The organism is Streptomyces sp. Pv4-95 (assembly GCF_045782725.1).
GTDB lineage: Bacteria > Actinomycetota > Actinomycetes > Streptomycetales > Streptomycetaceae > Streptomyces.
Window position 1 is genome coordinate 8303103 of the sequence record NZ_CP127172.1, and the last position, 13148, is coordinate 8316250.

General features: G+C 67.9%; 9 protein-coding genes and 1 pseudogene. 5 read left to right on the top strand and 5 right to left on the bottom strand.

The genetic code is table 11. The annotated features are described in order from the left end of the window. Positions 1-77 precede the first annotated feature (77 nt). Positions 78-512, top strand: a complete 435-nt coding sequence (locus QOM21_RS36530; protein WP_407555394.1) for a VOC family protein — start codon at positions 78-80, stop codon at positions 510-512. Between the two features lie 613 nt (positions 513-1125). Here QOM21_RS36530 and QOM21_RS36535 read toward each other — a convergent pair. Both QOM21_RS36535 and QOM21_RS36540 read right to left on the bottom strand, forming a co-directional pair. After that, the gene (locus QOM21_RS36535) at positions 1126-1929 is read right to left on the bottom strand and encodes a maleylpyruvate isomerase family mycothiol-dependent enzyme (RefSeq protein WP_407555395.1); all 804 of its coding nucleotides are present in this window, start codon (positions 1927-1929) and stop codon (positions 1126-1128) included. A 695-nt stretch (positions 1930-2624) separates the two neighbouring features. Further along, on the bottom strand, positions 2625-3743 hold the full coding sequence (locus QOM21_RS36540; RefSeq protein WP_407555396.1) for an FAD-dependent oxidoreductase: 1119 nt from the start codon (positions 3741-3743) through the stop codon (positions 2625-2627). Between the two features lie 53 nt (positions 3744-3796). On the opposite strand from QOM21_RS36540, the gene QOM21_RS36545 reads away from it, so the two are divergent. Next, on the top strand, positions 3797-4483 hold the full coding sequence (locus QOM21_RS36545; protein ID WP_407555397.1) for a TetR/AcrR family transcriptional regulator: 687 nt from the start codon (positions 3797-3799) through the stop codon (positions 4481-4483). Between the two features lie 418 nt (positions 4484-4901). Here the strand turns inward: QOM21_RS36545 and QOM21_RS36550 are convergent, their stop codons facing one another. Beyond that, positions 4902-5456 carry a DUF6328 family protein gene (locus QOM21_RS36550; RefSeq protein ID WP_407555398.1) on the bottom strand — a complete coding sequence of 185 codons (555 nt, stop codon included), beginning with the start codon at positions 5454-5456 and terminating at the stop codon, positions 4902-4904. A gap of 805 nt (positions 5457-6261) precedes the next feature. On the opposite strand from QOM21_RS36550, the gene QOM21_RS36555 reads away from it, so the two are divergent. Further along, complete coding sequence (locus tag QOM21_RS36555) at positions 6262-7503, top strand: acetyl-CoA carboxylase biotin carboxylase subunit family protein (protein ID WP_407555399.1); 1242 nt, start codon at positions 6262-6264, stop codon at positions 7501-7503. A gap of 39 nt (positions 7504-7542) precedes the next feature. Further along, positions 7543-9573 carry a hypothetical protein gene (locus QOM21_RS36560; protein WP_407555400.1) on the top strand — a complete coding sequence of 677 codons (2031 nt, stop codon included), beginning with the start codon at positions 7543-7545 and terminating at the stop codon, positions 9571-9573. Positions 9574-9942: 369 nt separating this feature from the next. Here the strand turns inward: QOM21_RS36560 and QOM21_RS36565 are convergent. Together QOM21_RS36565 and QOM21_RS36570 are read right to left on the bottom strand one after the other, a co-directional pair. Next, positions 9943-10309 (bottom strand): annotated as a pseudogene (locus tag QOM21_RS36565) (transposase); the annotation flags it as partial. Positions 10310-10645: 336 nt separating this feature from the next. Continuing rightward, complete coding sequence (locus QOM21_RS36570; protein ID WP_407555401.1) at positions 10646-11275, bottom strand: TetR/AcrR family transcriptional regulator; 630 nt, start codon at positions 11273-11275, stop codon at positions 10646-10648. 66 nt (positions 11276-11341) lie between these two features. On the opposite strand from QOM21_RS36570, the gene QOM21_RS36575 reads away from it, so the two are divergent. Beyond that, positions 11342-13147: an amidohydrolase gene (locus QOM21_RS36575; protein WP_407555402.1), complete on the top strand. Its 1806-nt coding sequence runs from the start codon at positions 11342-11344 to the stop codon at positions 13145-13147. Position 13148: the final 1 nt, after the last annotated feature.

Sequence of the window (13148 nt, forward strand, 5' to 3'; positions counted from 1 at the left end):
CAGGGCGCGACGGTGGGGGCGGATGGGTCTGGGGAAATGAGCGGCTGAGTCCCAATTCCCCTTGGTACGGTGCATCGATGTCGGCGATCAAGAAGTTCCAGGTCACCTTTGACTGCGCAGAGCCTGAGCGTCTCGCTCGTTTCTGGTGCGAGGTGTTGGGGTACGTCGTACCGCCGCCGCCAGAGGGTTTTGCTTCTTGGGATGCTTTCAAGCGTTCGCAGTCACCTGAGCAGCGGGATTCGTGGTTCGCCTGCACGGATCCCTCAGGTGTGGGCCCGCGACTGTATTTCCAGCGCGTCCCCGAAGGCAAGATCGTCAAGAATCGGGTGCATCTCGACGTTCGGGCCGGCACCGGGCTCGTGGGGGACGAGCGCCTCGCCACGCTCGAAGCCGAGTGCGCACGACTGGTCGCGCTCGGCGCCACCCACGTGCAAACGCTGTATGCCGATGAGGAAAACGAGTCGTGCATCCCCATGCTGGACATCGAGGGCAACGAATTCTGTATCGACTGAGCATTCTCCGATCAGGGGAGGCGAGGAGCCGCCTCCCCTGGGCCTCTCTGGTCAGGTGCCCGTCGTGAGCGGGCTGCACCAGCCTGCTTGGTCCGGAGGAAGGTGAGGTCATGTCGATGGTCTGCGCCCGCAGGCCGCGACCGGGTCTCTCGAGTACGGACTTCTCCCCACCCCGTCCGCCGCCACCGTCGGCGCCGTGTGAGGATCTGCCTGATCACCGATGCCCCGAGCACCTCTTGCTGGCCGCGTTCACCGCGATTCTGGCGCCTCGTCACCCGTCGAGGGCATCGATCCCGGACCGGCCGGCCCGGCGGTTCCGGGAGCCTCGCACGAACCGGACCATCCGGGCGCGCCCGCAGACGTCTACCTCCTCATTCCCCCCCGGGGGCTCTGGCCCTCGCCGCCCGCCGCGAGGAAAGCGGCGCCCCGGTGGACATCAGCGCCTTCCCCGGGATCCGCGGGCAGGCGGGTGCGCCGCAGGCTCTGGCGCAACTGGCCCTGCGCGCCGGGGCGGGGGCCGCCGGTGCCCGGGGCGTCCCGGGCACCCGCCGGGGATAGTGCGGCAGTTCGCGGCAACGCGTCGGTCGGTTGGTGTCCGGCTCTCTCTCAGCTCTCAGAATGCTGAGTGGGCGAACCAGCGCTCGAGCAGATGGTGGTCGCCGTGCAACGTGAAGGCGTCCGAGCGGCGGTCGAGACGTCCATAGACGAGCAGTAGCAGGTCGGCGGCGGCCGCGTGGACGGCGGCGCCGGCTGATGCGGCCGCCGCCGCCGGGTCCGCGTGGGCCGGTTCGACGCCGAAGCCGTCGGGCCGCAGCCGGACCAGCCAACCGGCCTCGCTGTCGGTGCAGCGGAAGAGCAGGGTCTCGTCCTGGCCACGGAGGCGGGCCACCTCGGGAGCGAAGGACTCCGCGAAGGGGAGATTCACCAGGAACTCGTCCACGCCGTCGGCCGCCAGCCCACGGTCGATGGTGGGCGGGATGCCTACAGCGGTCTCCGCGTCGGTGCGGTGGACCAGCGTCTCGAACAGCATCCGCCGTACCCAGAACCGGGCGTGCTGATCGGCACCCCAGGCCCACATCGGGTCCTCCGGATCGACGGCCGTGAAGGTCTCGGCCGCCTCGGCCGCACTGGCCGTCAACCATGCCGGGTAGTCGTCCTCGTGATCCGGCAAGCGCAGCTCCCCGATCTCGCGGCTGCGCGGGGGTTCCTGGACGCCCTCCCGCAGCAGCGCCGAGAATCGCCGCTGCACGCTTCCGGTGTGCCTGACCAGGTCGAGGAGCGTCCAGCCCGGACAGCTGGGGACCGGGGTGGCAAGGCTCGCGCCCGCGAGCGCGGCCACGAACTTCGCGGTCTCCGCGGCGATGGCCTCGCGACGGGTGACGTGGGAGGAAGTCCGCCCCGGATCCGGCACGTTCATCTGTTGCGTCCTTGACGTCGGCGGTCCGGCCGCCTGGCCGGCCGGGCCTCTTCGCGCAGCCTGCCACAGCGTGCCGCCGGTCGAGGTGTTCCGGTCCGGACTCAGTTCCGACGCCACGTCGTCGCCGCTCTCGCTGCCGAAACTCCTGCCTGCCTGCGTCCGGATCTCATTGGCCAGCCGTTGCGCGGAGGACTCCGGGAACCGGGTCACCAGCGCTTCTTCCTCCTCCACCCGTGCGACCCGCATCCGGACGGCCGGCGGCGTGCGGTCGCCTGGAGTCCGAGCATCTCGGTGAGATTCAGCAGCACTACAGCCAGGGCCCGTTCGTCAGGCAAGTGCTTCGGGCGGGTATCGCTCGTACCTTGAGTCGCACCCAGACTTCGATGAGCAGGCGCTCGTCGAGGCGACGGGCCTGAACCTCATCCAGGTCCAGAACAGCCTGGTTGGGGGAGTGAACGCTCCCTGCGGAAGCCTCGCAGGAGGGTGACGAAGGGCCGGGAGGCGGCGCACAGAGGACCGGAGGGGTGAGCTCAGGGCAGCGGGCAAAGTCCGGCGCTGCCGGTTCCGCTTACCCGGCCGAACTCGCCCAGCCGTAGTGCAAGGGCTGAGCAAGCACTCTGAGGCGGTGCCCCGGCGAGGCGAAGACGGTGCGTGTTCAGGTGTTTGGTGGAGGGCCCCTAAAGAGCCTGCTGCAGTCAGGATGGCTGGACTTGGTCGAAGAGGGCCAGGGCTTCGGCAGGGTCCGGGCTCACGAGGCGTTCCAGACCGGCCGTCGTGATCTTCGCCCACCTGTCGGCCCGTGCCCACATCTGTTCCTCGAAGGCACGGACAGTCTCGTCCAGATCTTCAGGGCCGGTGGCGATGGACTCGGCGAGTTCGGCGCCTTCCAGCATCGCGAGGTTCGCGCCTGCTCCCAAGGGGGGCATCAGATGGGCCGCGTCGCCCAGCAGCGTCACCCCGGAGACGTGGGCCCAGGTGTGGGACACGGGCAGCACGTAGAGGGGGCGGTGGACGAAGGCGGTGCCGTGGCGGAGGAGGTCGAGGACGGGAGCGGCCCAGCCGTCGAAGAGAGCCAGCAGGCTCGATCGCACGGCTTCGACGTCAGCCAGGTCCAGGTGTGTGTGCCAGTCCAGTGGCGCGCGGAACTGGGCGTACACCTTGACGTGGCCGCCGCTGTTGCGCTGGGCGACGAGCGCGCGGTTCACGCCGTACACAGCCACGGAGCCGTCGCCGATCATCCGGTCGAGGCCAGGGTGGCGGGCGGCGACGTCGTCCAGGGAGGTCTCGACGTAGGTGACGCCGGTGTAATGCGGCGTCACCGACGAGACTGCCGGACGGCTCCGGGACCAGGCGCCGTCCGCGCCGACCACGAGGTCGAACGTCTCCTGTCGCCCGTCCGCGAAATGGACCAGTACGCCATCTTGGGTCCCCGGCACCACCTGCGTCACGCCCCGACCCCACTGGACATCGAGAGGGCCGAGTAGTAGGTCACGGAGTTGCCCGCGGTCGATCTCGGGATTGGCCCGGTCATCCGGCCGGGGTCGCCAGTCGCGCAGGACGGTCCCGCCCGGGTCCAGGATGCGCATGGCCTGCCCCTCGGGACGGGCAAGCTCCTGGAACTCCGAGAGCAGCCCCGCCTTGTCCAATGCGAGCTGGCCCAGCCCTTCGTGCAGGTCCAGCGTGCCGCCCGGGGGGCGGGCATCGGGGGCGGGATCGCGTTCGAAGATGGCGACGCGGTAGCCATGGCGGTGCAGGACACGGGCGAAGGTAAGGCCGGCAGGGCCACTCCCGACCACGGCGATACGATGTCTCATGTCGATACACTGTATTTCCCCAATACGATGCATCGCAACAGAACGGTATGACCATGACTGTCTGGGACCGGCCGGAGCCGCCAACTCGCCCCGTGCCGCTCGACCGGGAGCGGATCGTCGCCGCCGCCATCGCGCTGGCCGACGAGGGCGGGCTGGAGGCGGTGTCGTTGCGCAAGGTCGCCGCCCGGCTGAACGCCGGCCCGATGCGGCTGTACGGATACATCGCCACCAAGCAGGAGCTGTTCGACCTCATGGTGGACGAGGTCCAGGCCGAGATCCTCCCTGAGGAGCAGCCCGGTGACTGGCGGGAGGCACTGCGTGTCCTCGCCCACCGCACAAGGCAGGCCGCTCTCCGTCACGAATGGCTGGCCGACCTGCTCGGCGGCCGCCCGACCCTGGGCCCGAACGGCCTCGCCGTGACCGAGGCCACGCTGGCCGCCCTCGACGGCCTCGCCGACATCGACACCGTCATGCGCGCCGTGGAGACTGTCGGCGCCTACTTCACTGGCGCGATCAGGCGCGAGATCGCGAACCTGCGGGCCGAGCGCGCCACGGGCCTGTCCAAGCAAGACTGGCAGCGCGCCTCCGGCCCGCATGTGACGAGCATGTTGGCCACGGGCCGCTTCCCGGCGCTGACCAGGGCCGTGTACGACGGCACGGACGTGGACGCCGAGACATCCTTTGCGACCGGCCTGGACTGGGTCCTCGACGCCGTGGCCGCCAAACTCACCCGGCCTTGACCGTTTTCTTGGTCCGGGAAAGAGCCAAGGGTTGGCGCTAACTGCTGCGCCTCAACTACTCAGCCCGAAGACGCCGGGCCGGCCTCCCTGGTGGCCGGTCCAAGTAGCTGCGGCCGGCATCGTCAGCTGAGTTCTCCCTTCGAGTTTCCTTCTCGGGGCGTGGGATGGGCTCTCAGGGTAGCCACGATGTTGACCGTGTACCGGAGCCACCGAATCTGCTTACGCAGCCGTCGTTCGCCGTCCGGCATGCCCATGGGTTCGTGAGAGCTGCCCCTCCGCTCAGGCGATAGGCGAGGACGCCCGAGACCGCCGTTGCCGACGAACGCCGAACAGCTGTTTCCAGGATCAGACCTGGGCCCCCGGCTGCGCGATCCGGATGCTGGCCTCGCTATTTACGCAGCGGGAGAGCAGCGCCGACCTAGGCCTCGGTTCGGTGGGCAGAGCGCCGACGAAGCAGAATTGGCAGGACGTACCAGCACACAGCGAACCACAACATGACACCGCCGACGAGCAGTTCTGCGAGGAGGCTCGGTACGACGACGTGAAGGAGCAGAAGGAGGGTGCCGCCGATCGTCAATGCCAGGAGGACCATGCCACACACCATCAGCCTGCCCGCGATCGAGATGATGTCGTCCTTCATGCGCTGCCCGGAGAGAAAACGGTGTATCGACACCGGCGCGATCAGTGCTCCGGTGCCGGAAGCCCCGAGTACCACGGTGATTACGTAGACGACGTGGTCGAAGGTTCTCAGTTCGTGGAAATATGGAGTGAACGCCACGCTGAGCAGGAAACCGAAGAGGATCTGCACGCCGGTCTGCGCGACTCTCGTCTCCTGCAAAATCTCGTTCCATCTTCGGTTCACACGCTCCCGCGCAGGCTCCCGCTGTTCCTCGAGAGGCGGATGATCCGCCCCGCGGCAGGAAGGACAGTGCTGCTGCGGTGTATACGGCTTCGACGCACCCGTCACGGTCATGACGTCCTCCCCAGGTGAGGCAACTGCTAAGGAAACACGTGTTCCCACTCTGAGGGGTTTCACGTCAGTGCGCCCCCGACGTCACGCGTCAACCACTTGGCGGCGGGGGAGGAGGTCACCGAGGCGCTCCGTTCGGGAAAGGCTGGCGCCCGTGCGCCGACCGGATCGATGCCGACCGACTGGCCGCGGGGGAGTGGTCGGCAGCCGTGGGGCGCGCTGGTGGTCTGGGTCGCCGGGTGAAGCTCACCGGAGCTGGCTGGGTGACGTTATCTCCGGCCGACTGTGTGACGCGGTGGGCCCGCTGCTTTCAATGGCGTGGCGCCGTCCCGCCTGGAGAGTGCGCCCCGGCAGCGCGCGCCACAAGTCACGGCGAGCGCGGGGGGGGCGAAAGTCTTGAGCTGGGCAGCATGTGGGCGCGAGGCGCACAGCAGCCGACGAGCTACGGCGCGAGCAGAGGTCTGATGTGAACGCCGCCAGTATGGCGCCCCGGAGAGCCACCTTCGCCGTCCGAAGCGGAGCACGCAGGCGGCTCGTCCGTCAGTCTGGGCGCTCTCGTTCCACTGACGCCGCCCGGATGGGGCGAGGTTGCTCCGGTGGGCGGCGGGATGACGAGTGGCGGGAGTACGCCCGTGAGGAGTTGATCGAGGCGGCCGGGGAGGCGTATCCGCGTGTGCATGCCATCTCCCTCCCTGTGAGCAGGAATGAGGTGCTTGCGCGTGGGCACGAGGCTTGCGAGGCAGATCGCCGGGCATGGTCGTGCCGGTCACGACGTCGATGAGCGCACGCGCCGAAGGAGAAATTGTCTATGACACAGGACGAACCGGTCACCAGGAATCCGGACAAAGGCTATGTAGCGCTTCTTGGTTGGAGCCTCAATGCGGTGGAAGCCCTCGCCCGGTTCGATCGGCGATACGTTGTCGTGGCGCCGGAGTGGGCCGAGGAGTACTGCGTCGAGCACGACATCCCCTACCTGCCGTGGGATTTCGAACGGCTCAACGACCGCTCCTTGGAGATCGCCGAGACTCTTCAGAGCGAGGGTGTCGACGTCGCGATCCCGCTGTTCGAGGAAACGGTTGAATGGGCAGGGGCGATCAACTCCGTTCTGCTGAACAACCCGCGTCTGTACGGTCAGGCCATGCTGCTGCGGGACAAGGCGCTGATGAAGCGCCGCGCGCAACTCGGCGGTATCCGGGTCGGAATCTTCGAGGAAGCCCACGACCGGGAAGACGTGATCCGCTTCCTCAAGCGCGTCAATCAGACCCTGCTCAAGCTGGACGGTGACCCGAACGACCCGATCCATCTCAAGGCGTTCGACAAGGCAGGATGCCTCGGGCACCGCGTCATCCGCACACCGGATGAGGTCGACATGATTCCGGAAGAGGAGTTCCCGGTTCTCATGGAATCCCACCTCGATGGCTGGGAGTTCGCTGTCGAGGCGTGGGTGCACAACGGGAAGATCAAGTTCCTCAATATCTCCGAATATGTCACGCTGGGGTATTCGGTGTTCGTGCCGGCAACTCCGGAACTGGAGCGGTACCGCCCGCAGATCACGGCGCAGATCGAGAAGCTCATCAAGACGTTCGACATCGAGTTCGGCTTCGTGCACCCGGAGTACTTCGTCACCAGTGACGGCGAGATGTACTTCGGCGAGGTCGCTTACCGGCCGCCGGGCTTCAAGGTGTTCGAGCTGCTGGAGCGGGCATACGGGTTCAACGCCTACCATGCGCTGGTGCTGGCCTTCGACCCGAAGACGACCGAGGAGGAGATCGACGCCTTCTTCCCGCGCGAGGTCGTCGACGCGTCCGGGGTCGCCGGCTGCTTCGGTGTCTACCCGCGCCGCCGCGTCGTCAGCGACCTGGAGATCCCGGAGGAGACCGAGGACGACGACTACTACGAGTCGCACGACCTCTCGACGCCGCTCGAGGAGACTGTCACCAAGAGGACCGCGTTCGGAACCCACTGGGGCCTGGTGTACTTCTTCGGTGATGACCCCTACCGGATGCGCGACCTGTTGAAGAAGCAGGAAGAGCTCGACTTCTACGTCTGACGATCCCGTGGACGCAGGAGACCAACCTGAGGAAACCCATTGAAACCGACCGTCGACGTCAGCGGTGAGGCCACGACGCTGGACAAGCGCGTGACCTCACTCGACGACGCCATCCAGGCCATGGCCGAAACCCGCGACTTCGGCAAGCACACGAAGCTGCGGCGAGTCCTGGAAGCATTGCGGCGGGTGCTCATACAGCCGGGCGGCGCCGCGGCGGTCCAGGCCAGGGCGCAGGCCCTTGAGGAAGCCGGGCTCTTCCAGGGGACGGACTGGGCGTCACCGGAGATCCTCATCCCGTCGCTGGTCGGCCCGGGCCTGCACAGCGGAGACGCGGACACCGTCGTCATCGAGGCGACCAGCGAGCTGCGGATGCTCGCCGTCGCCCGCGGCGACTTCGCGCACCCGACGTTGCCCGCCGAGGACGCCCGCCAGTTCCTGTCCCAGGTACTGGCAATGAACCTGGAGCTGCTGTTCACCCCGCCCAGCGAGGCGGAGCGAACCCAGCAGGGACGGACCGCACAGCTCATCCGGGACCTGTTCCGCCACCTCGCCGACGAGATCGGTTACGACAGCGTCCTGGACAACCTGGTCGACGAGATCTGGCGGATCCTGCGCCAGCGTCCGATCCAGGTCGAGGCGGTGCAGTCCCTGATCACCCGGATCGCGATCTACCGCAACGACCCGGACGTCGCTCTCGGCGTGTCTTCAGGGCAGGGCGTCGACCGGCTCATCTCGAGCCTGTTCGGGACCACCGAGGCGTGCCGGGAGGACCCGGGCATCGAGGTCTTCCGGTCCCGGCTGGAGGCGATGGACGCCGGCGGCCTTCAGTACGAGGCGACGGGGTTCGCGCGGGCGATGCACGACACGGGTCTGGTGTCGCCCTACCACGCGGAACTGCTCCGGTTTCTCCTGAGCGAGAGCGACTACCTCGTCGGTGAGGCGCTCGGGCTGTCCGACACCGGCCGGAACTGCCTGCTGCGCTACAGCCAACTGGTGCACCGGCTGATCGAGGTGGCCGTGCACCCGCAGACCGCGCAATGCATCTACGGGCTGGCGCTGCTGCTCGATCGCGGCATCCTCTACGAGCCGCCGGTGGTGCCCGCGCTGTGGCGCCAGCTGGCGCTTGAGCTCTCCCCGGTCGCGCGGGAGCGGTTGACGACCGTTTTCGGCGAGGTGCCGGGTCCGCAGGCGCGGCTGGTCGCGGGGGTGCTCTCGATGCTGGGCCAGCCGCTCGGCGTCGGTCAGGGCGACAACCCCACCTGCCAGTCGGCCCGCGCGCTGTCGATGTGGGCCTACAACGATCCGGACTACCTGCTGCAAGTGGTGGTCTGGGCGGCCCGCGACGACGAGATCCTCATGCACTTCGAGGGGCAGCCGATCTCGTCGAAGGACAGCGTGAGCGGAGTCGCGAGCACGCTGCCGATGGACCTGGACCCCGTGTCGCTGCTCGTGGTGCCCCACTTGGATCGGATCTACGCCGAGATGGGGCGGCGCTGCGCCGCGCGGCCGGGGGACCCGCACCGATGGGTCAACCCCGAGTTCCACGGCTGGTGGACGGCGCGTGGGTTCCACATCAACGTCGACGTCGCGACCGGAAACCTGGTCGACCTGGACGATTTCCTGCGGCAGTTCCACGCCAGCTACCACCCGTCCTACAACGGTGAGCAGCCGCTGATCCATCCGCAGCCGGCCGGCGTCGCCGTCACCGACAGTGCGGGCCGCTACGTCGGCTGGCACGCGATCACGATCCTGCGGGTCGCGCCGGACCCACAGGACGTCATGCGGGTGTATTTCTTCAACCCGAACAACGACAGCGGCCAGGACTGGGGCGACGGTGTCGTCGTCTCCACCGCGGGCAACGGCGAGCGGTTCGGCGAGGCGTCACTGCCGTTCGACCAGTTCGCCTCGCGGCTCTACATCTTCCATACCGATCCGCTCGAGCACGGCGAACCGGAGCGGGTGCCCGCCGAGGACGTCGCGCGGATCATCGGCTACATCGAGCGCAGCTGGGGCAACGACCGGCTACCCGCGGGGACACTGCAAGCCGCAGAGAGGCCCACGCGCCGGTGAGCCCAGTACTCCAGATGGAGATCCTGAAGAGCCTGACAACGCCGCGGAGCGCGTGCCAGGCGTCAAGGCGCAGGCTGGGAGTTTGACGACAACTCCCAGGTCACCGCAGCTTCGTCGTGGGCTTGCCGGAGCACGGCTTTCGGGGCGCAGTACCCGGCCGCCTACCGACGAGGGTGCACCGGTGAATCGAGTGAGAACCGAGCGTGCTCCAGTCGAGTCGGCTACGGGCCTTCCACGACCACCGTGTCACTTTGATCGGGCGGGTAGTTGATCGGACGTGTCTGTCTGATCGGTGATCACTGATGCGATGGGGGAGCGGATCGATCCGTTCGCGTGGAAGCACCGCACTGGTCCGCTCTGGCACAGGCGTGTTGGACACGGGCCCTCTTTTGACGCCCGGACGCTGACGCAATCGATCGCGCACCGAGACCAGTCCAGCTCACCTCGCGCGCCGAGTTCGTCGAAGCGATGCGGTGAAGCCGGGCCCAGACGCGCTCCGGCTCCATTGCGCGAAGCGCCGGTAAACCGTGGGCCAGGCCGACCCGAAAACGGACGGCAACTACCGCCACGGGCAACCAGAGGTCGCGAAAAGCAAGATCGACGCCAGCACTGCACGATCACCCGTCGGAGCCCGGCGGCGGCCTCCCAGCGGACGCATCACCACCGTCGGCGGAACCGCCCGACGAAACAACACCCACAACTCATCCGGCACCAATCGCTCAACCAGACCCGTCATGCACCGCTCAGCGACCGGACGCGCGATAGGAAACGTCTTCTCAGCCCGGTGTGCTGCCGATTCCCACCGCCACCAGGTCCTCGAGATCCTCTTCGGCCTCCTGCTCACTCATGTCTCAGACGGCGGGTTGCCGGAACAGGCCACGTCGCTGTCTCCCCGCGCTCTCCGCTGAGCGCGACCACCGGGCGGGTCCTCACGGCCCGCGTCCCCGTGCAGTCGCAGCCATCCCGCGATCCGCCCGGACGCTGAGCGCGCTGCGCCGCGGTGGCCCCGTAGAAATGGTTGACGGAGCCACGCACCCCGGTGAATACTCACGCCACCGAACTTAAATGAGATTCAGGTTTGTGCGGCCGGGGGCAGGTGCAGTTCCTCGGAGGCACGGGTGAGCGCGGTCCGCACGGCATCCGTACGGTCGAGCCGCCCGATCAGCACATGCACCGCCAGCCCGTCCAACAGGGCGTTGAACGAGGGGAGGAACTCCTCGGCGGTTACCGGGCGGAAGACCCCGCTCGCCGCACCGTCACGGAGGATCGTGGACAGGTCCCGCATCCACCCCTTGTCGAGCCCGTCGGCCGTCCGGCTCATCTCGTCGTTCTCCACCGCGCGCAACCACGCCTCCAACCAGAGCTTCCATGAGACGTCGTGCCTGCCCGAGGGCAGGTAGAGCCTGACGTACTGCTCCAACCGCTCACGAGGATCGGCGACCCCCGCCAGCTCCTGTGTCCGGCGCTCGGTCAGCTCCCGCTCACTCCAGCGGAAGGTCTCGGCCAGGATGTGGTCCTTCGAGGGGAAGTAGTACAGGACCCGTGCCGGGCTCATCCCTGCCCGCTCGGCGATCTGCTGTACCTGGATCTCCCCTACGGGCCGCTCCGCGATCAGCGCGAGCGCGGCCTCGACCACCGCACGGCGCGCCTGCCTGCCGCGCTCCTGCGTTCTGCCGCCGCCGCTGCCCGGTCGCTCAGCCATGCACCAATTGCCCTTCACCCGTTCCCCCGTCCACCTGTTCGTTCATCGCATCTGGAGGAGAGTCCTGTGGAAAGTCCCGTGGAGGGTAACCCGCGGCGTCGTACCGTGCTGGCGGCTGCCGGCGCGGTCGCGGCGGTGGCCGCCGTCGACAGCTGCTCCGAGCCCGCCGCCGAGAGCCACCAGCCGGCCGACCTCGTACTGACCGGCGGTTACGTCCACACCGTCGATGCCGAGGACAGCACGCATCAGGCGCTGGCCGTCAAGGACGGAAGGATCGTCTACGTCGGCACCACCAAGGGAGCCTCCCGCCACATCGGGAAGGGAACAAAGGTGATCAAGCTCGGCGGCCGTATGGTCATGCCGGGTCTCCACGACGGGCATGTGCACCCGATGTCGGGCGGCCAGGGGCTGCTCGGCTGCGACCTGAAGTACGCCCCGCTCACCGTCGAGGAGTTCCAGGAGAAGATTCAGGCGTATCTGGACAAGACGAAGGCGCAAGAGCCGGACGGCTGGGTGCAGGTGGAGCACTGGTACCTCCAGGCCATGCGACCGGAGGGCACCACGCTGACCAAGGCCGACCTCGACGCCCTGGACACCAAGCGGCCGATCGTCGTGAAGTCCAGCGACGGCCACACCACTTTGGTCAACAGCCGCGCCCTGGAACGCGCCGGTATCACCTCCAAGACCGACGACCCGGGTGGCGGCCGCATAGCGCGTGACGACAAGGGCGAGCCGACCGGCGTGCTGGAGGACGACGCGGGAGACATCATCGCGCGGAAGATCCCCGAGCCCTCCGCCGGAGAGAACCTGAAGATTGCCCGCACGGCGCTGGCTGCCCTGGCCGAGCAGGGCGTGACCACGTTCATGGACGCCATCGCCTCGGAAGGGGGGCTCCGGGCCTTCAGCACCCTCGCGGACCAGGGAAAGCTCACCGCCCGCGCGCACTTCGCCGCTCCGGTCAATGTGGACGACAAGGATCCGCTGAAGGAGCCGACCCGGCTGCGCCGTGCCTTCGACAGCGGAAACCGGATCACCGCTCGGCCTCGTATCGCCGTCCGGAACACGAAGCTCTTCCTGGACGGTGTGCTCCAGCACCCCGCCCAGACGGCCGCGCTGATCGACCCCTACCTCGTGCACCAGCACGACCACTGGATCGCGGGAAAGAAGAAGGGCGAGCAGTACTGGGAGCAGGAGAAGCTCAACGACACCGTTCTGAAGCTCGTCGACGCGGGCTTCGACCCCCATATGCACGCCATCGGTGACCAGGCTGTACGCGCCGCCCTCACCGCTTACGCGGCGGCACGCGAGGCCGGGCACAAGAGCAACCGCCTCACCGTGGCGCACGCCGAACTCGTCAACCCCAAGGACATACCGCGGTTCGGCAGGCTCGACATCGTCGCGGCCATGGGCTTCCACTGGGCCAAGCCCGCCCCCGACTCCGTCGACTCCGTCAAGCCCTACCTCGGCGCGAAGCGCTGGGCCCACTACGAGCCCGAGGGCGAGATCAACGAGAGCGGCGGGCGCATCTCCCTCGGGAGCGACTGGCCGGTCGACCCGCTCGACGAGTGGACCGCGATCAAGACGGTGATCACTCGCACCGCCGCACCCGACAGCCCGTTCGCCAAGCACGGCACGATGACACCGCACCAGCGGCTCAGCCGCGCCACGGCCCTGCGCGCCGCCACCATCAACGGCGCCTACCAGTTGCGGCAGGAGAAGCACACCGGGTCCCTGGAGAGGGGCAAGTTCGCGGACCTGATCGTGCTGGACCGCAATGTCATGAAGGTCCCCGCGGAGGAGATCGCCGAGACGAAGGTCCTGTTGACGATGGTCGGCGGCGAGATCGTGCACGGCAGCGCCGAACTCGACTGAA

Bases quoted from the DNA above. Each gene is read 5' to 3' on its own strand.
- QOM21_RS36530 (WP_407555394.1), top strand. From the start codon at position 78: ATGTCGGCGATCAAGAAGTTCCAGGTCACCTTTGACTGCGCAGAGCCT.
- QOM21_RS36535 (WP_407555395.1), bottom strand. From the start codon at position 1,929: ATGAACGTGCCGGATCCGGGGCGGACTTCCTCCCACGTCACCCGTCGC.
- QOM21_RS36540 (WP_407555396.1), bottom strand. From the start codon at position 3,743: ATGAGACATCGTATCGCCGTGGTCGGGAGTGGCCCTGCCGGCCTTACC.
- QOM21_RS36545 (WP_407555397.1), top strand. From the start codon at position 3,797: ATGACTGTCTGGGACCGGCCGGAGCCGCCAACTCGCCCCGTGCCGCTC.
- QOM21_RS36550 (WP_407555398.1), bottom strand. From the start codon at position 5,456: ATGACCGTGACGGGTGCGTCGAAGCCGTATACACCGCAGCAGCACTGT.
- QOM21_RS36555 (WP_407555399.1), top strand. From the start codon at position 6,262: ATGACACAGGACGAACCGGTCACCAGGAATCCGGACAAAGGCTATGTA.
- QOM21_RS36570 (WP_407555401.1), bottom strand. From the start codon at position 11,275: ATGGCTGAGCGACCGGGCAGCGGCGGCGGCAGAACGCAGGAGCGCGGC.